Annotated in this window: 21 protein-coding genes; 9 read left to right on the top strand and 12 right to left on the bottom strand. The window is 46.3% G+C overall.

Going from position 1 to position 24,354, the window contains the following annotated elements:
• Both RIF36_RS18755 and RIF36_RS18760 read right to left on the bottom strand, forming a co-directional pair.
• Window positions 1–484, bottom strand: a 484-nt coding sequence (locus RIF36_RS18755; protein WP_350149509.1) for a hypothetical protein, incomplete at its 3' end; no start/stop codon positions are given.
• A 9-nt stretch (window positions 485–493) separates the two neighbouring features.
• Window positions 494–1,141, bottom strand: a complete 648-nt coding sequence (locus RIF36_RS18760) for a hypothetical protein (RefSeq protein WP_350129448.1) — start codon at window positions 1,139–1,141, stop codon at window positions 494–496.
• 813 nt (window positions 1,142–1,954) lie between these two features.
• On the opposite strand from RIF36_RS18760, the gene RIF36_RS18765 reads away from it, so the two are divergent.
• On the top strand, window positions 1,955–2,656 hold the full coding sequence (locus RIF36_RS18765; protein WP_151999101.1) for a response regulator transcription factor: 702 nt from the start codon (window positions 1,955–1,957) through the stop codon (window positions 2,654–2,656).
• Entirely contained in the window at window positions 2,653–3,912 is a 1,260-nt protein-coding gene (locus tag RIF36_RS18770; protein ID WP_350129445.1) for a sensor histidine kinase, read from the top strand. The genes RIF36_RS18765 and RIF36_RS18770 overlap by 4 nt, the downstream gene beginning before the upstream one ends.
• Before the next feature lie 81 nt (window positions 3,913–3,993).
• Here RIF36_RS18770 and RIF36_RS18775 read toward each other — a convergent pair whose 3' ends face one another.
• Window positions 3,994–6,726, bottom strand: coding sequence for an ABC transporter permease (locus RIF36_RS18775; RefSeq protein WP_350129442.1), 2,733 nt, complete (start codon window positions 6,724–6,726; stop codon window positions 3,994–3,996).
• Window positions 6,727–6,736: 10 nt separating this feature from the next.
• Window positions 6,737–7,069, bottom strand: a complete 333-nt coding sequence (locus tag RIF36_RS18780) for a PadR family transcriptional regulator (protein ID WP_151999104.1) — start codon at window positions 7,067–7,069, stop codon at window positions 6,737–6,739.
• Window positions 7,070–7,356: 287 nt separating this feature from the next.
• Between RIF36_RS18780 and RIF36_RS18785 the strand changes: the two genes are divergently transcribed.
• Together RIF36_RS18785 and RIF36_RS18790 are read left to right on the top strand one after the other, a co-directional pair.
• On the top strand, window positions 7,357–7,788 hold the full coding sequence (locus RIF36_RS18785) for an Hsp20/alpha crystallin family protein (RefSeq protein ID WP_151999105.1): 432 nt from the start codon (window positions 7,357–7,359) through the stop codon (window positions 7,786–7,788).
• Between the two features lie 159 nt (window positions 7,789–7,947).
• A complete protein-coding gene (locus tag RIF36_RS18790) occupies window positions 7,948–8,415 on the top strand; it encodes a DUF6702 family protein (protein ID WP_350129439.1) in 468 nt (155 codons plus the stop codon).
• Window positions 8,416–8,421: 6 nt separating this feature from the next.
• Here the strand turns inward: RIF36_RS18790 and RIF36_RS18795 are convergent, their stop codons facing one another.
• From RIF36_RS18795 to RIF36_RS18810, 4 genes are all read right to left on the bottom strand, one after another.
• Window positions 8,422–9,750, bottom strand: coding sequence for a M20 metallopeptidase family protein (locus tag RIF36_RS18795; RefSeq protein ID WP_350129436.1), 1,329 nt, complete (start codon window positions 9,748–9,750; stop codon window positions 8,422–8,424).
• A 138-nt stretch (window positions 9,751–9,888) separates the two neighbouring features.
• Window positions 9,889–10,329, bottom strand: a complete 441-nt coding sequence (locus tag RIF36_RS18800; RefSeq protein ID WP_350129433.1) for a hypothetical protein — start codon at window positions 10,327–10,329, stop codon at window positions 9,889–9,891.
• Window positions 10,330–10,397: 68 nt separating this feature from the next.
• Entirely contained in the window at window positions 10,398–13,142 is a 2,745-nt protein-coding gene (locus RIF36_RS18805) for a hypothetical protein (protein ID WP_350129430.1), read from the bottom strand.
• Between the two features lie 88 nt (window positions 13,143–13,230).
• The gene (locus RIF36_RS18810; RefSeq protein ID WP_350129427.1) at window positions 13,231–14,385 is read right to left on the bottom strand and encodes a THUMP domain-containing class I SAM-dependent RNA methyltransferase; all 1,155 of its coding nucleotides are present in this window, start codon (window positions 14,383–14,385) and stop codon (window positions 13,231–13,233) included.
• A 293-nt stretch (window positions 14,386–14,678) separates the two neighbouring features.
• Here RIF36_RS18810 and RIF36_RS18815 point away from each other — a divergent pair, with 293 nt between their 5' ends.
• Window positions 14,679–15,170, top strand: a complete 492-nt coding sequence (locus tag RIF36_RS18815; protein ID WP_350129425.1) for a DUF4494 domain-containing protein — start codon at window positions 14,679–14,681, stop codon at window positions 15,168–15,170.
• A gap of 34 nt (window positions 15,171–15,204) precedes the next feature.
• Window positions 15,205–15,369, top strand: a complete 165-nt coding sequence (locus RIF36_RS18820) for a type II toxin-antitoxin system HicB family antitoxin (protein WP_350129422.1) — start codon at window positions 15,205–15,207, stop codon at window positions 15,367–15,369.
• A gap of 56 nt (window positions 15,370–15,425) precedes the next feature.
• Here the strand turns inward: RIF36_RS18820 and RIF36_RS18825 are convergent, their stop codons facing one another.
• Genes RIF36_RS18825 through RIF36_RS18840 form a run of 4 tightly spaced genes read right to left on the bottom strand, consistent with a single transcriptional unit; the run spans window position 15,426 to window position 19,287 of the window.
• On the bottom strand, window positions 15,426–16,175 hold the full coding sequence (locus tag RIF36_RS18825; protein WP_151999113.1) for a succinate dehydrogenase/fumarate reductase iron-sulfur subunit: 750 nt from the start codon (window positions 16,173–16,175) through the stop codon (window positions 15,426–15,428).
• A 58-nt stretch (window positions 16,176–16,233) separates the two neighbouring features.
• Window positions 16,234–16,614, bottom strand: coding sequence for a four helix bundle protein (locus RIF36_RS18830; protein WP_350149513.1), 381 nt, complete (start codon window positions 16,612–16,614; stop codon window positions 16,234–16,236).
• A gap of 41 nt (window positions 16,615–16,655) precedes the next feature.
• Window positions 16,656–18,587 (bottom strand): fumarate reductase/succinate dehydrogenase flavoprotein subunit, encoded by a 1,932-nt coding sequence (locus RIF36_RS18835; protein WP_350129419.1) that lies wholly within the window; start codon window positions 18,585–18,587, stop codon window positions 16,656–16,658.
• A gap of 13 nt (window positions 18,588–18,600) precedes the next feature.
• On the bottom strand, window positions 18,601–19,287 hold the full coding sequence (locus RIF36_RS18840; protein WP_350070295.1) for a succinate dehydrogenase cytochrome b subunit: 687 nt from the start codon (window positions 19,285–19,287) through the stop codon (window positions 18,601–18,603).
• A 200-nt stretch (window positions 19,288–19,487) separates the two neighbouring features.
• Here RIF36_RS18840 and RIF36_RS18845 point away from each other — a divergent pair, with 200 nt between their 5' ends.
• The 3 genes from RIF36_RS18845 to RIF36_RS18855 all read left to right on the top strand — a co-directional run bounded on the left by RIF36_RS18845 (window position 19,488) and on the right by RIF36_RS18855 (window position 24,337).
• A complete protein-coding gene (locus RIF36_RS18845) occupies window positions 19,488–20,891 on the top strand; it encodes a T9SS type A sorting domain-containing protein (RefSeq protein ID WP_350129416.1) in 1,404 nt (467 codons plus the stop codon).
• A 192-nt stretch (window positions 20,892–21,083) separates the two neighbouring features.
• Entirely contained in the window at window positions 21,084–23,921 is a 2,838-nt protein-coding gene (locus RIF36_RS18850; RefSeq protein ID WP_350129413.1) for a T9SS type B sorting domain-containing protein, read from the top strand.
• A complete protein-coding gene (locus RIF36_RS18855; protein ID WP_350129410.1) occupies window positions 23,900–24,337 on the top strand; it encodes a thiol-disulfide oxidoreductase DCC family protein in 438 nt (145 codons plus the stop codon). Before RIF36_RS18850 ends, RIF36_RS18855 begins: the two co-directional genes overlap by 22 nt.
• The last annotated feature ends 17 nt before the right edge of the window (window positions 24,338–24,354 follow it).

The following is a 24,354-nucleotide window of genomic DNA, read 5'->3' on the forward strand; positions in this document are numbered from 1 at the left end:
CAGGTCGATAGCCATTCACAAAATGCTGGCGATCCATAAGATTACCCTCCTGAATTTCAACTACTGTTTCCTCCTCAAAATATTGTGCAAACCCGGAATGATGATATTTAATCATTTTGCCATGTTGGACAAATAATTTTCCAGAAAACCATTTGGCTTTAATTGGCGAGTCTAATTCAAATAGATTTCGAAGTATACTTTTCTCACGATCGGCGCAAAGGAATACATCAACAAGAAATAATTCATCATTCTCAAGCTTCCATAGCGCTTGGTAGCTTCTCCATAGCGCAGTAGAGCAGGTCAGTTTAAGAAATGGATATTTATCTTCTCGTTCATCGTATTCTCCTAAATAACCTTCCAGTGGCACAGAAAGCAGTTTAAGAGTATCACCTTCATAGATAATCAATTCAGGGTATTGCCCCGTCGCAAAGGAAACTTCTGCAGAAAGAAAAAAAGCAAATAATATGAAAGTCAGTCTCTTCATGCCGTTGTGTTAGCGGGCTATTCTCTCAAATTCAATTGTTAGTTGTTCAACTGACTTCAGTTGCATGCTAGTTGGCTGTAGCCCTGCTTCGGTTTCTAAGATAAGTTCGTCACAAATTTTGACCAGCCGCCGCATAATACTTTTCTTATCCGGCGACCAGATTGTGCCACTTCTTGTTCCCTGGCCATATTGAAACGATGAAAAAAAGTAATTGGCACCATCTGTACCTCCCCGATCATTGATAGGGTATTTAACATTGCTTATCGCAACAGCAAACAGCTTGGAGACTATTTGAAAAGCTTCTTTTGAAATTTCTATTTCAGTTGTTAACGGTTTGATATCTTGAGCTTTGTCGTTGGTATTGACTGTATACCAAATGCTCTCTGATCCAGTCCTGTAAACTGCGTAAAACTTATTTGTCAGAGTGTCACCATGGACTTGCCACACTACCTCTTTTGAAAATGATGGTAGTATTACAAGCTGAGCTGCGGGTCGTTCTGATAATCCTTCGAGTAGAATTTGACTAACTTGATTGTAGTAGCGTTGAAGTATTTTAAGTTCACTAAACACACCATTCGTCGGCTCCAAATGGTCTTGCCCGCTGACATTGAATATCAGACCAAGGATAAACGGAATTATAGGAAGTAATTTTCTCATATGTTACTACGAAAGAGAATGCCCGCCAGTAGGTCGTTCATTAGGATCAGTTGGTTCAACATGATTCTTTGTGAGTCGAAATACTTGCAACTCCGTTTTAAAAGTTGACAGGACAAATTGAAACAAAAATTAGGTTAGCCTGACATAAATTTCCGTGTCGCAAGCTATGCTCGCTAATATATGCATAACCCCAACTCCCAACTCAAGCTTGGGTTTACCCCCCACTATAGAAAGATAGGAATTTTTGATGCTTTTTTTAACCCAAATCTCCATGATAAACATATATTTTTTTACCCGTAAACTCAATCGGTCCACTAAGGCTTTTGCTTGATCTAGGCTTCTGGCGGCATCATGTTCGTGGTTAGGGATGATTGCTGGGATTTCGTCCCGTCCACCGTGCGAATCACCCGCAAGCTTGGTGAATCATTCTCAACAAATGAACGTTTCGGCTCCAAATGTTCAGGAAAACTTCAGGAATGCTCCCAAAATACTTCAGAAATCATAAGTGAAATTTGTGGTGTCGAAAGAATGGGTTATCGCAAAAGAGTTGAAGGTTGAATGATGATTTTTTGCGTTTAACAGGTTTCCTGTAAAGGAGTGATACTCATCACTTGTTTTATTTCTTTCAGTTGGTAGTTTGCAGGCCCGGGTGGCGGCCATTGGGGGATGCAGCCCAGGGCTGCCAGGGCTTGCACAATACGAAGTTGACATGTGGTTCAGGGTTTCTTTCAGTTGCAGCAGGGAGATAGGTGGGCAACTTAATCGCCCGGGCTGGCTAAGTAAATAACGATTTCTGGTAAATTGTATCGTTCAATGTCAAAAGTCGAAATGAAGGAAGTAAGGGTACTTCTTGTAGAAGACGAATACCAATTACTAAAGGCAATCAGGACGTTCCTGGAGGAGGAGAAGTATGTGGTGGTGGCGGTGGAGACCTACCGGTCGGCACAGCAGGAGATAAAGAACGAGAACTACGATGTGTGCCTGATCGACATCAACCTACCCGACGGCAGTGGCAACTCACTCATCAATCTCATCAAGTCAAAACAGCAAAAAACAGGCATCATCATCATCTCGTCTCACAACATGACCGAGGATAAGGTGCAGTCGCTGGATCTCGGGGCCGACGACTACCTCACCAAGCCTTTCGACCTGCATGAGCTGAATGCCCGGATCAGGTCTGTGCTGAGAAGGAAGCTTGGCGACAGCCGCCATCAGGTGGTTTCCGAATCGATCTCCGTTTATCCCAATGAGTTCAAGGCATTTGTGCATGATGTGGAGCTTGAATTGACCAAGAAGGAGTTTGAGATGCTGCTTTACCTCATGTCGAACAAAAACCGCCTGATCACAAAAGAGAGTCTGGCTGCCCACCTATGGGGCATAAGTATTGAGTTTTCCGATAACTACGACTACATATACACACATGTAAAAAACCTGCGAAAGAAATTGATGAACGCAGGAGCCACGGACAACATCAAAAACGTTCACGGTATCGGATACCGGTTTGAAGTGGCATGAGGCTGGTCGTAAAAGAACTCATCTTTAATCTCCCGGCCATTATTATTGTGGTTGCCCTTGGTGGTGGTATTTTTTACCAGTCCATTGAGTCGGTGCTCGAGACGAACGAGGACGAGGTGCTGAAAATAAGAAAGCAGTATATCATTGACTTGCTGGACAACTACAAAGGAGAAAGTCCTTTTATTGAGCATGCATTTGCTGACATTTATGAGATAGAAGAGGAGGAGGCACTGCACCTGCCTGTAACGGATGTCTTCTCCGATACAGTGATTAATAACCCCAAGCTTGACGAATCCATACTGTATCGCCAATTGCGGTTTCAGTACAGCACAAATGGCAGAAATTACATGGTGTGGGCACGCACTGCAGAAGTCGACAACGACGAGGTACTCCAGTCGGTCATCACCACTATCGTCATCACTTGTCTGTTAATGGCTGTGGTCATCTTGTTTCTCAACTTTTATTTCTTTCGAAAAATCTGGATGCCTTTCCATAGGATATTAGCTAATCTGACCCGCTTCAACCTGGATGGCTCTAGCGAATATGTGAGCGCCCCAAGCAGCGTGAAAGAGTTTCAGATGCTTGACGCCACCCTTCGTGAAATAACAAGCCGACTTCAGAGTGAGTACGATGAGTTGAAGGATTTCACCTCCTACCTTACCCACGAGCTGCAAACACCCCTGGCGGTGGTCAGTGGAAAGATCGACCTGCTCATTCAGGACAAGAGCCTGAGCGAAGACCAGCTAAGGAGCCTGGTGGCCATTCGCAATACTATTCAAGGAATCAGCGAGTTTGAGAAAACCCTCATTTTCTTAAAGAGAATTGAGTTAGGCCAGTTTAACCAAATGGGTCATATCGATTTTTCAGCCACGCTAACATCGAAACTTGAGCAAACAGAGGAGCTGATCAAGCTGAAGAAGATTAGCCTGAAGGCCGACATTGTGCCGGACGTGATGCTTGATATAAATCCGCAACTAATAGATACGCTGCTGAACAACATCATTTCGAACAGTATTCGTCACAACATCAAGAATGGCTTTATTGAGGTGAAGCTGACGCCAAGGGAGTTAAAAGTTACTAACAGCACCCGTGAGGTCGGGGAGTTGTCTCACGAGGGTGCCGATTTCATTTCTATCAGGGGGCTGGGAGTAGGGGCGTCCATTATCAAAGCCATTTGCAACAGGCATCAGCTCAATTTTAAGGTCGTTCAGGAAGACAATGCCTACAGCCTGGTCATTGGCCTCCATCCGGGCTAAAGCAAGAATTTTCCAGCCAGGTATGAAATAAAGAAAGCCACCCTTTCAGGCGGCTTTCCGTTAACTGTTTCCAAACTTGTTTTATTCTGATCTCAACGACTTCACCGGGTTCACGCTGGCGGCTGTGAACGACTGATAGCCAACAGTCAGCCAGCCGATAACTACAGCAGTGAGGGCTGCGAGCAGGAACGTCCACACACTGATGTCGATGCGGTAGGCAAAATTATCCAGCCACTTGTCCATTCCCCACCAGGCGGCAGGTACAGCCACTACCACGGCAATCAGGATAAGTTTCGTAAAGTCCCTGCTCAGCAGCAGTACGATGTTGAAGATGGAAGCGCCCATCACTTTACGCACTCCAATCTCTTTGCGTTTTTGACCTGCGGTGTAAGCAGCCAGGCCAAACAGGCCAATACAAGCGATCATAATGGCCAGCGATGTGAAAATGGTGAACATGTCGCCACTGGTTTTCTCTGCGTCATAGAAGCGCTTCAGGTTTTCGTCCAGATAGTAGTAGCGCAGCGGCGTGTCTTTCGTGAACTGGTTCCATGTTGCTTCCACGCCAGCCAGAGAAGCCTTTAGTTCGGAAGGATCAACCTTTACCACCATTTTGTTAATGAAAGTATTGGGCGAGTTCACGTGAATGATGGCCACAGGCTCCAGTCCTACGTGCAACGACTGAAAATGAAAATCATTGACCACCCCAATGATCGTGTAGGTAATATCTGTGTCGCCGCCGTTATTCACATTGATTATTTTCTTACCAATTGGGTCTTCCAATCCCAGCTTGGCTACGGTGGAGGCCGCAAGTATCATAGATAGTGAATCGTTGAAGCTCTTCGAGAACAGTCGTCCTTCCAAAAGCTCGATCTGCATTGTTTCGAAGAAGCTCTCATCTACCGAAAGCCCTCTCGCTACCATGCTTTCTTTTTCGCCGCTACCCGGCACCCTCACTATGAATCCGGGCATTACATCGCCGGGCATAGCTGAGGTGTAGGTCGCATTTTTCACCCCAGGTACCTTTTTGATCTCGTTCTCAAAAGTTTCATAGCGGCTTCTGATTTGAAACACGTCGGCATCGGGGTTCTGAAAATTGTCTCTGTTGACATTGAACGCACTTTCAATCACAACCACATGATCTTTTTCAAAGCCCAGAGACTTATTGAGCATGAAGCTCATTTGGTTGAAAATGATCATCGTACAGGAAATCAAGCCGATAGAGATAGCAAACTGAAAAACTACGAGGCCATTGCGAAGAAAAACGCCATATTTTGATGTTTGCATCTTCCCTTTGAGCACCGCTGCGGGCTGAAAGGAAGATAGCACGAAGGCGGGGTACACGCCGGCCAGGAAGCCAATGCAGAAAATGACCAAAACGATCACTGTAATGGTTGTGGGTGCCAGTAGGAAATTCAATGTAAGTGCTCTGTGTGATACATCAGAGAAGAAAGGGAGGATAAACACCAGCGCTACCATGGCAAGCACAAAGCTGATCAAAGTAAGCAGAACCGATTCGGTGATAAACTGGCCTATCAGCTGATTTCTTACCGATCCAAGCACCTTTCTAATCCCCACTTCCTTTGCTCTTTCGGTGGAGCGGGCGGTGGATAGGTTCATGAAGTTGATACAGGCAATAAGCAGGATGAAAATGGCCGCTGAAATGAAAATATATACGTAAGTGATATTGCCGTTGGCCTTTATTTCTCCTTCAAGGTTAGAATGGAGGTAGATGTCTTTCAATGGTTGAAGTGTGTAGATGTAACCATTGCCCGCAGCGATGTATTCGTCGTAAGAAATGCCATTGCGCTGCTGAATGGGCCCGGCAGCATATTTTTTCACAAACTCAGGAAACTGTTTTTCGAGGGTGCCTGGATTGGAGCCGGGTTGTAGTTTGAGGTAGGTAAGCACATCAAAGCCGATCCAATTGGGCTGCGCAATGAACGGGAAGGTGCTCATCGACCCAATAAAGTCAAATGCCATGTGCGAGTTGCCGGGGTAGTCTTTGGCCACTGCCCTCACAATGAAATTACCCTGTCCGGTTTCCATACTTTTGCCCATGGGCGACTCATCCCCGAAGTATTTTTTGGCCATGGATTCGGTTATGAGCAGACTGTTTGGCTCTTTCAGGGCAGTTTCGGCGTCGCCTTCTATCAGCGGAATCTCCAACACTTCAAACAGCGTGCTGTCTGCGAAGAGTATATTTTCTTCATAAAAGTAGTTGTCGTTGTAACGCACCACAATGGGAGCAAATGCCTTTAGCAGGTTGGCAGATTGGATCACTTCAGGGAAATCCTCTTTCAGCTGAGGGCCAATGGAGTGGGGAATGAAGGCGTAGTTTACCTCTCTTTCGGGGTACACCCTTTTGAGGGCGATCCTGTACACATCGTCTTTTTGAAAATTATCGAAGGAGAGTTCGTATTGTACAAAAATGACAATGAGCAGGCAGACAGTGATGCCTACCGCCAACCCGAAGATGTTCACCAGCGAGTAGCCAACCTTCTTGAGGAGGCTCCTGTAAGCGATAATGATATAATTCTTAAGCATAGTCCAATTATTAAATTGAGTTTGATTGTATTTGTTGTTCCTTTTTTTCCATGCAAATGGCTGACAAAACTTGAGCACATGCCACACATATTGAAGCGAGGCCAGCCTGCTGTTTTTTTCACCGGCCGTCTCTTCAAATATTTCCCTGATGTCTCCTTCTATTTCTTCGGCCAGCTCCTCCCGGCAATACCAATGCAAGAAGCCAGTGGCCCAGGCTGGCGGCTCAGGTCTTTTATTCTCGCTGTTGTCCTTTTTTATCAAGGTAGGCATTGGTCAGATTTTACATCCCCTCAATAGAGAGCTGAGGAATTTCCGTCCAGTAGCTTTCTCTTAGCTCCTTGGCCTGCTCGAGCGACTTGATGCCGAAGGCTGTTACTTTAAAAATTCGCTTTCGTTTGCCGCCTCGTTCGGGAGTGGCCTCGCCAAAAGCGGACTCCACAAAGCCTTTCGAATCAAGACGGTTCAGCGCACTGTGTATGGCACTGATGGCCACACTTCTGCCAGCTTTTTTCCTGATCTCTTTTTGTATGGCAACTCCGTAGGCTTCTTCATTGAGCAAAGCAACCGTGAGCAATATCAATTCTTCAAATTCTCCAAGATGTGTTCCCTTCATGATCGGTAGTGTAATGACTTAAAAACGTTGTAACTCCGTTTATGTCCTCTTTTTACGGCGCTGGCACCTTGAGGTTTTGTAATTTTTCACATATGTAGAAAATATAAGAAAAATTCACCAAACAGGCACCTTTTGTGCTGATATTTAGCCACAAATCGACTTGCTGGTTGCCGCAGTATCTGTAAGACAGGCATGAGGAAAATCATAGCCACCTGCTGTTCTAAATCATTTCACGGGCAAGGTTTTGGTGCCACTTTTGGGTAGAACATTAACACAAGGAGGTAGCTATGACACTCGTCAAAAGAAACGGCAGCCTGCCAATGATAGACTCGCTGCTGACTGATTTATGGGACACAGAGAAGTTCTTTGGAGATGATTTCCTGCAAAGACCGCTCTTGCCTGCTGTGAATATTAAGGAAACCGACAAAGGCTATGAAATAGAAATGGCTGCGCCCGGTTTTAAAAAGGATGATTTCAGGGTTTCCATTGAAAAGGGAATGCTGACAGTGACATCTGAACGTAAAGAGGAGAACGAAGAGAAGAAACCCAACTACACTAGAAGGGAGTTTTTCCAAACCAACTTCAAGCGCTCCTTTTCCTTGCCTGAGGATGTCAACGAAGAAAAAGTGCACGCTGAGTACAAAAATGGAGTCCTGCAACTCCAGCTCAACAAAATGGCTGAGCCAGCGAAACCGGTGAGGAAAGTGCTGGTTGAGTAATGATTTTTTTGGGATGATGGTTGTGAGCAGTCCCGTCTTTGTGACGGGATTGCTTTTTTTATGCAAGCACAAAATACCCATGCCAAAAGTTAATTCCCCCAGAAATACAGAATGATCCTGGACTTTCAGGTGCAAGGGTTTTTTATCTTACCTTGTGATATGAACCTCCTGATTTTTCTCATCGGGTTTTTTGGGGCCGACCACGGTCTCTACGTGTCGGTGACCAACGTGAAGTATTCAGGCAACGATACCTGGGAGGTAAGCTGTAGGCTTTTTAATACTGACCTGGAAGATGCTATTCGGGATTTCTCGGGAGAAAGTGTTTCGCTTCGAACCGATGGCGACATCAAAAAATCGGAAGCGCTTGTTGCCAGTTATATCAAAGCAAAGATGCATTTCATCACTCGGCAGGGAAACGAGCTTGCACTGAAATGGGTGAATGGCAGTGCAGAAAATGATACGGTTTGGTCGTACTTTATTGTAGAAGGGGCATCGATTGACGTGATAGAGAATGCCCTGCTGGTCGAGCTATTCAGCGATCAGGAAAACGTGGTTGCCATCGAAAGGGATGGAGAGAAGCGATACCTCCGGTTCAATGCCGGAGTTAAACGACTACAGCTCGACTAATCATTGTTACTTTCCGCCTTTGAACAAATCAAGCAGGCCAGTGCTGGTTACCTTCACGCCCGTTGCTATGGATGTTTCAATGGCTGGGTAGTAAAATGGAGAATGAAGGCCGGGCAATGTCATTTCGCCTTTGGCCACTTTTGCTGATCTTTCAACAGGCACTGTGCCCAGCCAGAAGAGGGTAGTGGGTACATTATTCGCTGTTTTGCCGTACCTCGAAAAGTCTTCAGCCACCATTTGTGGTTCCGCTGCCACTACGTTGTCTGCTCCAATAGCCTTAACAGCAGAGGCGGATAGCCGTTCGACCAAACCTTCATTATTGAAGTTGGCTGGAGTGAAAGTTTCGGGGATAATTACTTCGGGATATTTGTCTTCAGGAAGCCCGGCGGAAATCGCCACACCCCTTGCAATTTCTTTGATTCTCTGGTGAATTTTCAATCTCACCTCTTCAGTAAACGTTCTTACAGTTAGCTCCAGGGTAACTTCATCAGGAATGATATTGTACTTGGTGCCGCCTTTAATCACGCCGACTGTAACTACCGCATTGTCTAGTGGATTGAGATTCCTGCTTACTATGGTTTGGAGCTCCATCACCAGCATAGAGGCCATCACCACCGGGTCAATCGACATGTGAGGGGAAGCCCCGTGCGCACCCTGACCAAACACTTTGATGCTGATCGCCTCTGAATTGGCCATCGTATAACCTTTGCCAAAGCCAACTTTGCCTGTCGGTATGGTGGGGCTACAGTGAAGTCCTACTCCATAATCGGGTACCGGAAACTTCTCGTACAGGCCCGCATCCAGCATTAATTTGGCACCAGCGCCAATTTCTTCAGCAGGCTGCCCAATCATCACCAGCGTTCCTTTCCATTGACTTTTCATGTCCACCATCGCTTTGGCTGTGCCGAGCCACACTGTCATGTGCATATCGTGCCCACAGGAATGCATAGTGCTCACCTGTCCGCCGCTGCCATCAGCTACAACCACCTGACTGGCGTAGTCAAGGCCGGTTTTTTCGACCATGGGCAAAGCATCCATATCGGTGCGATACAACACTGTAGGGCCTTTGCCGTTTTTTAACACACCCACCACGCCGTAGCCACCCATGTTTTCTGTCACTTCAAAGCCAAGCTTACGCAGCTCGGCAGCCAGTGTTTTTGAGGTTTCCTTTTCAGCCAGCGAGAGCTCGGGGCTTTGGTGTCTGTCAAGGTAAAATGCTTTAAGTTCAGCCATGTGATCAGCGACGAAGGCATCGAGCGACTGACTGCCGGGGCCTGAAGCAAGCAGGGAAGAAGTTATGAACAGAGAAGTGAGGAAAAGAGAAGCTTTGCGCATTGATGGGTCATTAATGAAACAGTAAAGTACTTCATGAATGGCGGATTCTCAAGTCCAATTTGATAATCGGGGGTGAAAAAAGAAGGCCGCCAATTGGCAGCCTTCTAATAAATATAGCTGACTAAAACATTCCCTAACTCAATTGCTTGCTTTAACGGCCGTTACTTCCACCCAGTAGTCCGACTCGTGTACTTCTTCAATGCTGGTTCCCGGATAAGGGAATACATTCACTAATGTTACCTCATAGCCCAACACAACGGCCGATGTCTTTGGGGCCTGTGGGTTAGTAGTCAGGGTGAAAGTCTCCGTTTTTGAGCCCACCTGCGCCTGCATTTCAACAGTTACCATGCCTTGCCATATGCACATGGCATTGGCCGGACACCTTGAATCTTCTACAAGCTTCTTGAAAGTGAGTTGCTCTCCAGCGGTGGAAGTAATGGTTTCTCCCAGCTTAATCGCCAGTGTGTCGGAAGCAGTTTGTGTTCCTTCCAGGGCTGAATTGATCTCTTCCTTTCCGCAACTCATGCCTACGCAGACAATGGCGACAAATACGCCAATAATTCCCAATGCCTTCTTCATATCAAAAAATGTTTCCTAAAGGACAGCCGAATCAAAGAATAGGTTGGAGACAGGAAAAGAAAACTACACTACTTTTTCAGGGTAAGGATGGAGAACTCATTCTCGTAGTTTTTGTAAATTTTATATAAGCCCTGTGATTCATAAAAAATGATGGCTACCTCGTTCATGGTTTCTGCAGGCCTGAAATTTACGAGATTTCCTTTTTCGTCATACAAATAGCTGAAGGCTTGCACAGGATCGTTGACAATGAAAAGCTTGCGTCCCCCGCCAAAATCGTAGAACTGAGAACTGGCAATGCCGCTGGATAGATAGTCTTTTTCGAAGAGCACTTTGCCAGCCTGGTCTACAATGGCAATTCTGTTGGCATCCTGCCTTGTAAAAATGTAGCCATTACCTGAAGCTTCCGGTATGAGCTTAAATTTTGACTGAGCCGATGGCCGGTAGAGTTGCTCCCTTTGTAGCACTTTGCCGGCAAGATTGATCTGAATAATTGATCCATCATCGGTTATCGTCGTTAGTTTACTATTCGCATTCGTTGAGCCCGCCTCTGCAAATACCGGGTTGTTTACCGGTGCTTTGAAGTCTACCGGGAAGCCCGCCACGGGTTGTGCCCGCCGGTTGAATACCCGCATGATGCCATTGCTTTGCAACGCCACGAGAAAATCCTGTCCTCTCACCCTGATATGCAGAGGGGAGGAGGCAAGCGGATGCTTGATTTCCTTTGGGTTCCACCCTTCCAGCACTTTCCCATCCTTGTCCGATATGTACAAGTCGCCCCGGGTGTCGGCGAAGAAATAACGATAGCTTTTGCTTTTGTCGTAGTCGACCAGATTGAAGTAAGCGATTTCTGTTTTGCTCTTAAATTCCACAGGGAAGCCAGGAAGGTATTCACCTGTTCTGTCGATGGCATAAATGTACTTGGGAGTGGAAAACAGGTATTGCAGCTTGCCGTTTTTGTAGTAGTCGATCTGAAAGACCGGGCTGATGATTTTTCCTTTGATGGAGTCAAGCCATAAAACCTCCTGATTGGCCGACAGCAGGTAAATCATCTGGGTGGAGTCCTGCACCAGGGTTTCCAGCGTTTTGTCGTTGTGATTGCGAACCACAAACGGCTTCGAAGTGAGCGGCTGCGCAAAAGTCACGGCGTTGTCGGCCAGCAGAGGTTTTTGCGCCCCTTTTTGTGCTGCCTTTTCCGTTTGCTGCAGCATGATACTGGTGTAGAATTTGTCTTCGATAAAAGACCACTGTATGGCCATCAGGTCGATCGACTGAAGGGTGGACGACGCATCCGTAAACTGCTGCTTCCAGGTATAGTCCAGGTTTTGTTGCCACAGATTCCAGGCCCTGGGCGTGTGAACGAACACACTGAAATTGGCTTCTCTCAACGTGTTATCTAGAAACGAATTGATTTGCACTGACTTTCCCCACGTATTTTCGTTAGTTATATCGTCGATCACTGTTTTCAGTATTTGCACTGAAGCCGCCCCAATCAAATAGTTACGGTAGCCGGTGTAGTACAGTGACGAAAATCCACTAAAGGGCTCTCCAAACAACTGATAAGGAAATTCCTCTATTTCAAGTTGCCCAATGGTGAAGTCGGCATATTCTTCGTAGTAAAGTGTGTCTCCCTGCAACTTGTTGATTCTCTCGGAAAGCTCCCTGAGCTGTTGCAGGCTTTCCGGCAAATCCTCCATTTCCATGTAAACTACCTTGTCAGGATCATGACCTAAAGAAGACTCCTGCAACGAAACGCCTATATGTCCACCAATGCTCTCAAAAAAGGAGGCAATATCAATGTCCTGATCTTTCAACGTTGTGGTTCTCAAATCGACCAATTCAGGCTCGTTTGTTTGCCAATAGGGTATCATCTGAGTGTTCCAACGCTCGGCAGACTCAAAAGTGAGGTTAAAATAAACAGCGGTTCGGTTGCTCACTACTTCTTCCATTTTTAGCGACTGCGCCGGGTTGTTGACAAACCCACTGAAATAGCCTGAATAGTCTTGTGGTATCAGCGTGAAGCCATTCATTAGTAGCTGTGGCTCGGTCACTTTTACGTCGAGGAAAGACGATGAACCAAGGCTCGCTATAGTCTTCAGGTTCAATAATTTCTCATCTATAAAAGTGTCACCCAGCCTGTCAAGCTTGTCGGCGTTGATGTACAAATTGCCCTGGTCATTTTGTAATCTGGAGAGGGTGAGAAGGCCGATATTTTTGTCAAAAAAACCTAAGCCAGCAGTTTCAATATTCCTGACGGCATCCTCCACGAGGAAGGGTGTGAAGCTCCCTATGAAGAAGTTTTTGTAGTAAATGAAAGTGAACAGATCTTTCGTTTTTTGCGACCTTAGCTCGCTAATGGTATAGCCCTGATAAGTCCTGTTGGAAATGGTATATCCGTTTTTCTCTGAAAAGTAGGCCAGGATGTCATCCATTTTTCCCCGGCTATTCAGCGTAGGCAAGTCTACGAGAAGAAGGAAGTCTAGCGATTGGCTGCCTACGCTGTGCAGGCTGGCCAGGAAAGTCTTGTCGTTGAAAAGCGTGGCTGTTTGCTCATTTCCTCCCAAAATCGTATCAAGCTTTGAAAGCATTTGACCGGGACGCTTGAATGCAGCAATAGATTGAAGCCCTTTGCCAATATTCGAAGAAGTAAATGCTGCCCAGGCATTAATGGGCGAGGTCGACTCGTAAACGGCCAGTGCGTTATCAGGAACCAACGTCCAGAGGGAAATATTACCCCTTTCGAAATAGGTTTTGTAGGCAACAAAAGCCCCGCCGCCAGTTACCAGAATAATTATAAAAATAATGAACCTCTTCAATGGAAAGTTGGGTCTACAGCATCAAATTCAATAACGAAAGTTAAGCAACAAATTGCTTCGAATACACTTTGCTTCTACAAACGGAAACCTAATTCTTTTTTGAGCCTTCATACATATCGTAGGCCACTAGCCTGGAATCGATCTTCGCATTGAAGAACGGCCATTTGGCTGACGAGCGAAGCCCCACCTTTTTGATCAGGTTGAGGTTGCCGGTAAATATAAAGCCTCGTTTTCCCTGGCAGCGCTGTTTGAAAAAGTCGCCAATGCCTTTGTAAACTGCTTCCAGCTCCGATTCTTCTCCCATGCGTTCCCCATATTCAGGGTTAAGGATAATGATGCCTTCACCATCTGGAAGGGTGGTGTTTTCGTAGGGACAAAGCTCCCATTTGATCATAGAAGCCACACCAGCTTCTGCAGCATTGGTGCGGGCTGCTTGCAGCGCTTTCATGTCTCTGTCGCTACCTATGATCGTGACATTGATTTTGGCATTTACTTTTGATTTGGCGCTGGCTAGCATGGTTTTCCAGGCATTGTTGTCAAACCCGATGAGGTGCTTAAAACCGAAATTATGCCTATTCAGTCCAGGGGCGATGTTGGCCGCTTTTAGGGCCGCTTCGATGGCAATGGTGCCACTGCCACACATGGGATTGATGAGCGGAATCGACGGGCTCCACTCAGTTGCCTGCACAATAGCGGCAGCCAACGGTTCGGCTACTGGTGCCTTGAAAGGCATTTTCCGATAGGTATGCTTAGATATGGTTTCACCGGAAGTATCGATGTATACAGTACAGTTTTCCCTGTTCCAAAAGAAGTAGACCACAGCTTCGTTGAAGTCGTTACCGGAATCTGGTCGGCGGCCCGTTTTCGATTTGATTCTGTCAACAATTGCGTCCTTGGCTTTTAGGTTTGGATACCTGGTGTCGTTAATCGACTCATGCTTGGCGAATGAGTGGATACTAAAATAACCGTCGTTAGGGATAATGGCTTCCCATGGCATTTCAAAAATATTCTTGTACAGCCCTTCCGAATCCTTCAGCTCAAAGCTGCCCATCTCCCAAAGGATGCGGTTGCCGGTGCGGAGATGCAGGTTCAGGTACATGCAGTCGTGCAGGGTGCCCTCAGTGACCACATGCATATTGGCTTCTTCAGTTACAGGAAACCCCAGGCTTCTGAGTTCGTTAGCGGCAAAAGGAGGGAGGCCGGGATGGCACTGGACAGTGATCTTTCTTTTAATATTCCACATAAGTGTGCAAAGATAGTTATTAAAGTCGGAGAGTGGGAAGGGGAGACAGAAGATCGAAGACGGGAGCAGGAAGACCGAAGATGGAGGCTGGTGTCGGCACGGCTAGTCGGCACCTTCGGTCGGGGCCGTCAGACACCGGAGGGTTGCACACCACCTAAATATTGTGACTCGTGAAATGCTCAGCTTGCGGTCGATGTGGTCTTCTGAAAAAAGCCTGACAGTTTTGGTGGAGCGCCTAGCCATTTTCCAGAAGGATGCCCTATCTTTGGAGCCCAATAAAAAACAGAGGTATTATGCGTATTTGGTTTGTTTGCAAGGCGAAGTATCAGAAAGAAGACGACGAAGGTCATTTGAAAAACACCACAGAAACTTATCTGCTCGATGCGGTAAGTTATACTGAGGCGGAGGCCATTATGTACGAAAAGCTGAGCGAGCGGGTAAGAGGTGAATTTGTGATCACCAGCCTGACTAAAAGCCGCATCACCGATGTATTCCTATATGAAGATGCCGACTTCTGGCACAAATGTAAAATCACCTATTTCGTCACCGATGCTGACAGCGGTAAAGAGAAGAAAGTAACGAACCTGATGATTGTAACCGCTCACGATGTAAAAGATGCTTACGACCGCATTCATCAGAGCCTGAACAATATGCTGGTAACATTCCGAGTGCCGGAAGTAGTGGAAACTTCTATTGTAGAAGTTTTTGCCTATGGGCAGGACAGCGAGGAGGAAGAAGAAGTGCCTGCTGGTTTTAAGCCGGTGAGTGAGGTGGAGGAGGATTGATTACTTTATCATCAAATTGTGTTAACTTTTGGATATGAAACTTACCGCAATAATTGAAAAAGCAGAGGATGGATGGTATGTAGGCCAGATAGAAGAAGTTCCAGCGGCTATCAGTCAAGGAATGACAATTGAAGAGGTGAAAAGCAGCTTGGTGGATGCGCTTAAGCTTTTGTGGGATACAGACACAATAAAAAAGTGATAATTCCGTAAATAGAAAAGGGGCCGAAGCCCCTTTTCTATTTAAGTCAAATATTTCTAAACGTTCTCTGAAGTCAACCTTGCTCCAATAAAATCCCTGTTCATTTTGGCAATATTAGCCAAAGGAATCTCTTTAGGACACTCGGCCGCACAGGCACCGGTGTTGGTGCAGGCTCCAAAGCCTTCGGCATCCATTTGAGCCACCATATTTTCTACTCTCGTCTTAGCCTCAACTTTGCCTTGTGGAAGCAGTCCGAGGTGGGTCACTTTTGCAGATACGAAAAGCATGGCAGATGCATTTTTACAAGCTGCCACGCAAGCCCCACAGCCAATGCAGGTAGCCGAATCCATCGCTTCATCAGCTATCTTTCTTGGAATAGGAATTTCGTTAGCGTCAGGCACACCACCGGTGTTCACAGAAATGTAGCCACCGGCCTGAATGATCCTGTCAAATGCACTGCGGTCGGTCACCAGGTCTTTGATCACGGGGAACGCCTTAGCTCTCCATGGCTCAATCCAAATAGTCTGGCCACTTTTGAAGCTGCGCATGTGAAGTTGGCAAGTAGTGGTTTGCTGAGGGCCATGAGGCTTGCCATTAATATACAAGCTGCACATGCCACAGATTCCTTCCCGGCAGTCATGATCAAAATGCACTGGTTCTTCGCCCTTTTCTTCCAGCCCGATGTTCAGCACATCAAGCATTTCAAGAAACGACGACTCATGCGATATATCTTTCACCTCGTAGGTGACAAACTTGCCTTCGGTATTGCTATTTTTCTGTCTCCAGATTTTTAGTGTTAAATCCATGGTTAACCTTTTAAGAGTTAATGGTTAAAAGTTATTTGTTAGTTGGTTCTGTATCAACCTATAACGATTTCTTTTTGGCCTCCGATAAATATTTTATGTACCCATTCAGTATGGTGGTCGTTTTTTCGATCAACTGTCTGCCAGCAATTAAGTCAGGCTCATCTATATATTCTTCTTCTTTGGCAATTAATAAGTGATCCAAAGTTTCGTATAGTGACCCCCTGCCTTGTCGGCAAAACTGAATATTTTCCTGAAAGTGAAATCTTCCATATCCCTCTGCAATGTTATTGGTTACCGATCGTGATGATCTTTTTATCTGACTTGTTAATGCGTACAGTTCATCCATTGGAAACCGTTTTGCGAGTTTACTAACAAAAACCCTCAGTTCCTTTCCTGCTTTCCAGCATTCCAATTCTTCGAATGATTTTAAATTTGCCAAGATGTCCGATTAACTAATCACCTAAATCGAATAACTAATTCTTACTTGTAGCTGCGCTGAGTTAATTTGACATTCTCAAACACAAGATCCTCTTTGTGCAAAGTAGCTTTACCCGGGCCATTGTATTCCCAGGCAGCTACGTATGAGTAGTTTTCATCATCTCTCTTGGCTTCTCCTTCTTCAGTTTGGTATTCTTCTCTGAAGTGTCCGCCACAAGATTCGTTGCGATTCAGTGCGTCGTCTATCATCAGCTCGCCAAGCTCCAGGAAGTCAGCCACTCTGTTGGCCTTTTCCAGCGACATGTTCAGCTCGTCGCTTGTGCCCACAACTTTCACATCCTTCCAAAACTCATCTCTCAGCTCCTGCACCATTTTCTTAGCCTTCTTCAAGCCTTCCGCAGTTCTCGACATGCCACAGTAGTCCCACATAATGTGCCCAAGCTCCTTGTGGAACTGATCCACAGGCTTTTTGCCATTGATAGAAAGAAGTTTTTCAATCTGGCTTTTGACGCCAGTTTCAGCTTCTTTGAATGCTGGGTGATCTGTTGATATTTTGTCAGCAGGGTTTTGTGCCAGGTAGTCGCCCAGGGTATAGGGAATTACAAAATAACCGTCGGCCAGCCCCTGCATTAGCGCCGATGCGCCAAGCCTGTTGGCCCCGTGGTCAGAGAAGTTGGCTTCTCCAAGTGCATAGAGCCCGGGTACGTTTGTCTGAAGGTTGTAGTCTACCCAAAGGCCACCCATTGTATAGTGCACCGCCGGGTAAATCATCATTGGCGTTTTGTAAGGGTTTTCCCCAACAATCTGCTCATACATATCGAAGAGGTTGCCATACTTTGCCCGGATGGTGTCTTCTCCGTCTCTTTTTATAGCGTCTTTAAAATCGAGGTATACGGCGAGGCCGGTAGATCCCACCCCTTTGCCATCATCACACACATCTTTGGCATTTCTTGAGGCCACGTCACGGGGAACGAGGTTGCCAAATGAAGGATATTTTCTTTCCAGGTAGTAGTCACGATCTGCTTCAGCGATGTCGGCAGGTTTTACTTCTCCTTTCCTCACTTTCTCAGCCGTTGCTTTGTCTTTTGGCACCCACACACGACCGTCGTTGCGTAGTGATTCAGACATCAGCGTAAGCTTCGACTGGAAGTCGCCATGAACGGGGATACAGGTGGGGTGAATCTGAGTGAAGCAGGGGTTGGCAAACAACGCACCTTTTCTGTGCGCTCGCCAGGCAGCGGTTACGTTGGAGCCCATGGCGTTGGTAGAAAGGAAGAAGACGTTGCCGTAGCCACCTGTACAAAGCAATACTGCGTGGGCACTGTGTGACTCTATTTCGCCTGTAATCAGGTTTCGTGCTACAATACCACGTGCCTTGCCATCTACCATTACCAGGTCAAGCATTTCTGTGCGTGGGTACATCTTCACCTTGCCATTCGCTACCTGACGGCTCAAAGCGCTATAGGCACCAAGTAAAAGCTGCTGGCCTGTCTGGCCTTTGGCATAAAAGGTGCGTGACACCTGAGCGCCACCAAATGAACGGTTGGAAAGGAGCCCACCATAGTCACGAGCGAAAGGAACTCCCTGAGCTACGCACTGATCTATGATGTTGACACTCACCTCAGCAAGCCTGTGAACATTGCCTTCACGGCTTCTGTAGTCACCGCCTTTAATGGTGTCGTAGAAAAGCCGGAATACGCTGTCACCATCATTTTGATAGTTTTTGGCGGCATTGATACCACCCTGGGCTGCGATACTGTGAGCCCTCCTTGGGCTGTCCTGAAAGCAAAAAGACTTCACATTGTAGCCGAGCTCGGCCAATGAGGCTGCAGCTGAGGCACCAGCCAGGCCGGTACCTACCACAATCACGTCATATTTACGCTTGTTGGCCGGGTTAACCAGCTTCACATTGAATTTATGTTTGGTCCATTTCTCAGCCAGTGGGCCTGCAGGTATTTTGGAATCTAGCTTCATATATCGATGATGATTAACCTAAACTCTTGATGTAAATAAGGATTGGAATAAGGGCAAACACGGCCGGAACGATAATGGCATAGCCTTTACCGATAGCCTTGATGGCCGGTGTGTATTTCACATGATTGAGGCCCAGCGTTTGAAACGCACTGGCAAATCCGTGAGACAGGTGAAAGCCTACAAAGAACATGCTCACCACATACACTGCTGCATACCATATATTGCTGTAAGCCGCTTTCACAACCAGAAACACATTGGGCATTGTTTCGCCGTCATACGTGATCATAGGAATGCTGTCGTTTTTGAATTCCCACCAAAATCCTTTCAAATGGATGACCAGAAAAACCAATATCAGTGTACCCAGAATACCCATGTTGCGGGATGTCCATGGACTGTTGGTGCTGGCAGCGGAAAAACCATATTTCACAGGCCTGGCTGTCTTGTTTATCCTCGAAAGCCAAATGGAGTAAATGACGTGAATGACAATAAAGGCAAAGTTGAATTTGGATACCAATTGGATAAAAGGATTATGAGCCATTGTGTGCGCATAGATATTAAACGCCTGCCCTTCGTCGTTAAAAATTAACTGGATATTTCCTGCAAGATGAACAGTGAGGAACAGAATGAGGAAAAGCCCGGTGAGCGCCATAAGGAGCTTTCGGAAGATGCTGCTTTTTAGTGAATCAGTTAACCAACTCATATGTTTTTTGTATTACACAAACGTTTTAAATAGAACCAGCCAAAGGTAATTCCCGAGCGGCACTTTACCAATCCGCCTGTCCTATTTTGAACGCTTCTAAATTTATCCATTGGGGGAAGCTCCTGGTTCGTTGTTTATTGATTGATTACCCGGGCTACAACCAGTCGTAAAATGGAATTGTTTTATCTAAAATAGACCTTATGAAAGTCATCGCTTGCTTTGCAGCTTTCCTGTTGGGTTCTCACAGTTGCCTGTTTGCCAGCCATATCAGGGGTGGCTACATCAGGGTGGTGTCCGGTAACGGATCATTGACCTATAAGTTTGAGGTGATTGGATTTGCTGACACAGGCTCCACCGTTGGGTTTGGGGGCCAAGGAATAGATTTTGGAGATGGAACAACTATTAGCCTTGAGGAAAGCGCTGATAGTCGTGAAACCATCTTTCTTGGTAACGAAACTTCGCTTACCAAATATACCATTAGCCACACCTACCAGGCACCGGGTGCTTACACTGTCATGTTTAACGAATTTTATCGCAATGCCGGCATCACAAATATGATGAATTCTGTAGAGACGCCGTTCTTTGTCTCCACCCAAGTGATCGTTGATCCTTTCTTTGGCGCCAATTCCACTCCGGAGTTGGGTGTTTTTCCAGCTGTTTTTTCCAGGGCCGGAAGTCGTTTTTTCAGTTCCGTTAGTAGCAAAGACGAGCAGGGTGATAGCCTTGTCTATAGTTTGGCTGTGCCTTTGAGAGATTTTGCTGAGGAAGTGTATAGCTACCGATGGCCAAATGATATTTCGTTTTATGCTGGAGAAAACCGTGGCGAAACACCTGTTTTAAAACTCGACAAGCTTAGTGGTCAGCTGACCTGGGATACCCCTGAACTTGCCGGAGAGTTTGGCATCGCTTACAAAGTCATTGAATACAGAAAAGTGGACGGTGAAGTCCACAAGCTGAGCGAAACTACGGTCGACTTACAAATTATCAATGTGGAAAGTGACATGCTACCCCCCAATATCGATTTTGACTATCAAGTTGCATCAAATGGACAGATTGATTTTACGGCTGGTTACGAAGAAATGGCTTCAGATACGCTTGAATGGAGCTTTTACTCTAGTGGCTCAATAAGCATGGATGGAGTGGACATCAGCGGACATCAGCTTACAGACACCGTTCCCGGGGGGACTAGCTTCAGTGGGGCTGTAACAGTGCCTCAGTCGGCTACTAAACCCGTCTACTTTGTGCTGGCGGCTCGCAGCTTAAACAGACTCAATCCTTTTAAAACTGTCAAATCGTTTGCTGTTAATCCAACCGGCGAAGAGTATGTTATAAATGCAGTCGACAGCCCGAAGGATGTGGTCGTTTTACGTACTTATCCCAATCCCGTGGCTGGCACCATGACCATTCAATTTCCAGAACTGAATCTGAATAAAGTGCAGGAAATAGAGCTTATTAATGCCGCCGGGCAAAGTATTTTAAAAACCGGCATTCCCATTAATGGTAATTTGGCTACCTTGAACACTGAAGACCTACCTGGAGGAATTTATTTGCTTCGCACCTATCTGGGCCAGCAAATTTGTTATTCGAGATTTATAAAAGAGTAATACAAAAAAATACTTGCAACCGTTTAGATGAAATAGCCATAAGGAATAGCATATACAGCGAAAATGAATAATGCTGTTGTAAAGGCAAATTTCATTTCGAATCTGTAGCTATTCCATGTGGCCGCTGAAAAACGAATTATACACATGAAACAAGTGTTTACTTGGTTGATAGAAACCCGTCGACAACAACCTATGTTGAAAAAGTTAATACTGACGCTAAGTGCAGGGCTGATCTTTCTTCTGTCGTCCACTTCAAATGTATCTGCCACCCACATCAGGGCCGGTGAGATTATCGCCCGCAGAATCTCTAATTCCAGCCTCGAGTTCGAATTCTCAATCATTGGATATACAGATACCGGTTCGACGGTGAAATTTGGCGGGGGTGATATTGATTTTGGTGATGGAACGGTGCTGAATGTTGAATCGGAAGCCGACCCTGTTGTCACCATCAATTTGGGTGACGAAGTGGCGTCAAATGTGTTTACCATTCGCCATACCTATCAGGCACCTGGTGTTTATACAGTTCGTTTCAGAGAGTTTTATCGTAACGCTGGTGTGGTGAATATGGCCAACAGTGTGGAAACTCCATTTTATACTGAGACGCAGCTGATCATCGACCCTTTTTATGGACTCAACAATACGCCTGTATTGCTGGTGCCACCCGTCGACAGGGGTGCAGTTGGTGCCACCTTCATCCACAACCCTGGTGCCTACGACCCCGATGGAGACAGCCTTTCATACAGGATATCAGTACCCAAAAGAAATTATAACGATACAGTATTTGACTACAGAAGCCCCATCGATCCTAAGTTTTATACCAAGGTAGACTACGCTACCGCTAATCAAAACCAAGACGGCCCTCCTACCTTTTCGCTCGACCCTGTTTCGGGCAATCTTGTGTGGGATGCGCCTGGATTGAGAGGCGAATACAACGTAGCCTTTATTGTGGAAGAGTGGCGAAATGTGTTGGGCACCTGGGTAAAATTGGGGTATGTAACCAGGGATATGCAGATCATTATTGAAGATTCTGAGAATGAACGTCCGGAAGTCATTGTGCCTGAAGATATCTGCGTTGAGGCGGGTACACTAATAGAAGAAGATATTTTTGGCATCGATCCGGATGGGCTTCCCGTAATACTTGAGGCCTATGGCGGTCCTTTCGAGTTTCTTGGGTCTCCAGCCACCTTTTCTCCGTTTCCACCGGCCTATCAGCCGTCGCCAGGAACTCTGAATTTTACATGGCAAACGGTGTGTGGTCATGTGCGTGACAGGCCCTATGAGGTGCAGTTCAAGGTGGTGGATACTCACCCACCGCCAAACGCAGGCCCAAAGCTTGTGGATTTCAAAACCTGGAACATCACCGTGGTGGCACCGGCCCCTACCGGGTTAACGGCAACAATAAAACCTGACAAGGTCATAGCGCTTGAATGGGATGCCTATGAATGTGCCAATGCTGAGTATATACAGATATGGAGGCGGGTCGACAGTTACGATTTTACGCCCATAGACTGTGAAGTGGGCATGCCTGACTATGCCGGGTATGAGCTTATTGATGTGGTGGATGACGGCGCCCGCTCGTACACTGACGACAACAAAGGCCAAAAACTGGATGTGGCGGCCAACTACTGTTACCGGCTGGTGGCTGTGTTTCCTACCCCGGGCGGTGGGGTCTCTTATGCGTCAGCAGAGGCCTGCGGTATTCTCGAAATAAATGCTCCGGTTATTATGAATGTGGATGTGAAGGCCACGTCAGTAGAAGCAGGCGAAATAGAGGTAAGGTGGAGTCCTCCGATTGAAATTGATCAGGCTAGTTTTCCGCCTCCATATAATTATGAATTGTTCAGAGCCGAAGAGCTACAAGGAGAAAAGAACATCATAAGCCTTGGGGTGATTGCTAACGATACGGTGTTTTTGGATAATGGGTTGAACACCAGGGATGTAACCTATAATTACAGGGTTCATCTGGTGGATACCCAGGGAGGGTTGATCGATACTTCTGGTGTAGCTTCTCAGGTGAGGCTGGAACTAAAGCCATTGTTGCAATCTATAGAATTGACCTGGGATGCAGATGTGCCCTGGTCGAACAACACTCAGGACTACCCGATTCATTACATTTATCGCAACAGGGTAGATGAGAATGACCCAGGCCAGCTTGTTCAAATTGCCTCTGTGGACGTCAACGAAGAGGGCTTCTATTTTTGGGACGATGGATCGTTCAACGGAGTGCCGTTAAACGAAAACCTGGAATATTGTTATTATGTAACCACCCAGGGCTCTTATGGTAACGATGCGCTGGCTGAGCCGCTGATCAATAGTTCGCAAATTATATGCGGTCAACCCAATGATAAGACGCCGCCTTGTGACCCTGTAAATTTTGTGCTTGACGAAAGCTTTAGCTGTGATGCAGTGCTTCAAAGCCAGTCTTGCGATTTTAGCGCCTTTAGCAACAAACTGAGCTGGGAAAAGGATTCCTCCGATGGATGCGAGGACGACGTAAGAAGCTTCAATATTTATTTTAGCGAAACTGGTGCTGAGGGCTCCTTTAACCTGATTGATAACGTTATTACTACTACCTATCGTCACGTTGACCTGGCTTCGTTTAAGGGTTGTTATAAAATCTCGGCCGTAGACCGATCTGGCAATGAAAGTGAGCTGAGCGAGGCCGTTTGCAACGACAATTGCCCTTATTTTGAACTGCCAAATGTATTTACCCCCAATGGCGACGGCAGGAATGATGTATTCAGGCCTTTCTACGACGACGGAACGATCACAGGTTTCGACAGGGCGAAATGTATTCGGTTTGTTGATGCCGTGGTATTTACTGTATTCGATAGGGCAGGTAACGCTATCTACAACTTCACTTCTGCGGGCGTGGAGAACAGCATCCTGATTGATTGGGATGGTCGTACCAACGAAGGCTCGGAGCTTCCATCGGGTGTTTATTTCTACACTGCTGACGTAACGTTTGACGTGCTGGATCCTAAACAAATGAATAAACAGTATAAGGGATGGGTGCAGATCATGAAATAGCAGGCATTCCCGACAACCTGATCCTTTTTGACGGCGTGTGCAATCTCTGCAACTCTTCAGTCAATTTCGTGATTGAAAGAGACAGAAAGGCCATTTTTTCCTTTGCTTCTCTTCAGTCGGAGGCAGGGCAGGTGCTGTTGCGCAGTCAGGGTATAACCGATGCAAAGCTTGAAAGTGTGATGCTTTGGCGGAATGGTGTGCTTTACAAGAAGAGCCGGGCGGCACTTGAAATTAGCAGACAATTAAGGGGGCTTTGGCCTGTTTTGTATGTTTTCAGAATTGTGCCTGTCTTTCTGAGAAACTTCATTTACGATTTTGTAGCAGCCAACAGATACAAATGGTTTGGTAAGAGAGATCAATGCCGTATGCCGGAGCCAGGACTTAAGAAGCGGTTTGTAGAGAGCGTACCTGCTTGAAAATGCACGTTAAAAGG

The sequence above is a fragment of the Imperialibacter sp. genome, from assembly GCF_040222815.1.
Lineage (GTDB): Bacteria > Bacteroidota > Bacteroidia > Cytophagales > Cyclobacteriaceae > Imperialibacter.

What these genes read in the sequence shown, in the direction of transcription:
- RIF36_RS18760 (WP_350129448.1), bottom strand. Translation starts at nt 1,141, where the DNA reads ATGAGAAAATTACTTCCTATAATTCCGTTTATCCTTGGTCTGATATTC.
- RIF36_RS18765 (WP_151999101.1), top strand. Translation starts at nt 1,955, where the DNA reads ATGTCAAAAGTCGAAATGAAGGAAGTAAGGGTACTTCTTGTAGAAGAC.
- RIF36_RS18770 (WP_350129445.1), top strand. Translation starts at nt 2,653, where the DNA reads ATGAGGCTGGTCGTAAAAGAACTCATCTTTAATCTCCCGGCCATTATT.
- RIF36_RS18775 (WP_350129442.1), bottom strand. Translation starts at nt 6,726, where the DNA reads ATGCCTACCTTGATAAAAAAGGACAACAGCGAGAATAAAAGACCTGAG.
- RIF36_RS18780 (WP_151999104.1), bottom strand. Translation starts at nt 7,069, where the DNA reads ATGAAGGGAACACATCTTGGAGAATTTGAAGAATTGATATTGCTCACG.
- RIF36_RS18785 (WP_151999105.1), top strand. Translation starts at nt 7,357, where the DNA reads ATGACACTCGTCAAAAGAAACGGCAGCCTGCCAATGATAGACTCGCTG.
- RIF36_RS18790 (WP_350129439.1), top strand. Translation starts at nt 7,948, where the DNA reads ATGAACCTCCTGATTTTTCTCATCGGGTTTTTTGGGGCCGACCACGGT.
- RIF36_RS18795 (WP_350129436.1), bottom strand. Translation starts at nt 9,750, where the DNA reads ATGCGCAAAGCTTCTCTTTTCCTCACTTCTCTGTTCATAACTTCTTCC.
- RIF36_RS18800 (WP_350129433.1), bottom strand. Translation starts at nt 10,329, where the DNA reads ATGAAGAAGGCATTGGGAATTATTGGCGTATTTGTCGCCATTGTCTGC.
- RIF36_RS18810 (WP_350129427.1), bottom strand. Translation starts at nt 14,385, where the DNA reads ATGTGGAATATTAAAAGAAAGATCACTGTCCAGTGCCATCCCGGCCTC.
- RIF36_RS18815 (WP_350129425.1), top strand. Translation starts at nt 14,679, where the DNA reads ATGCGTATTTGGTTTGTTTGCAAGGCGAAGTATCAGAAAGAAGACGAC.
- RIF36_RS18820 (WP_350129422.1), top strand. Translation starts at nt 15,205, where the DNA reads ATGAAACTTACCGCAATAATTGAAAAAGCAGAGGATGGATGGTATGTA.
- RIF36_RS18825 (WP_151999113.1), bottom strand. Translation starts at nt 16,175, where the DNA reads ATGGATTTAACACTAAAAATCTGGAGACAGAAAAATAGCAATACCGAA.
- RIF36_RS18835 (WP_350129419.1), bottom strand. Translation starts at nt 18,587, where the DNA reads ATGAAGCTAGATTCCAAAATACCTGCAGGCCCACTGGCTGAGAAATGG.
- RIF36_RS18840 (WP_350070295.1), bottom strand. Translation starts at nt 19,287, where the DNA reads ATGAGTTGGTTAACTGATTCACTAAAAAGCAGCATCTTCCGAAAGCTC.
- RIF36_RS18845 (WP_350129416.1), top strand. Translation starts at nt 19,488, where the DNA reads ATGAAAGTCATCGCTTGCTTTGCAGCTTTCCTGTTGGGTTCTCACAGT.
- RIF36_RS18850 (WP_350129413.1), top strand. Translation starts at nt 21,084, where the DNA reads ATGTTGAAAAAGTTAATACTGACGCTAAGTGCAGGGCTGATCTTTCTT.
- RIF36_RS18855 (WP_350129410.1), top strand. Translation starts at nt 23,900, where the DNA reads ATGGGTGCAGATCATGAAATAGCAGGCATTCCCGACAACCTGATCCTT.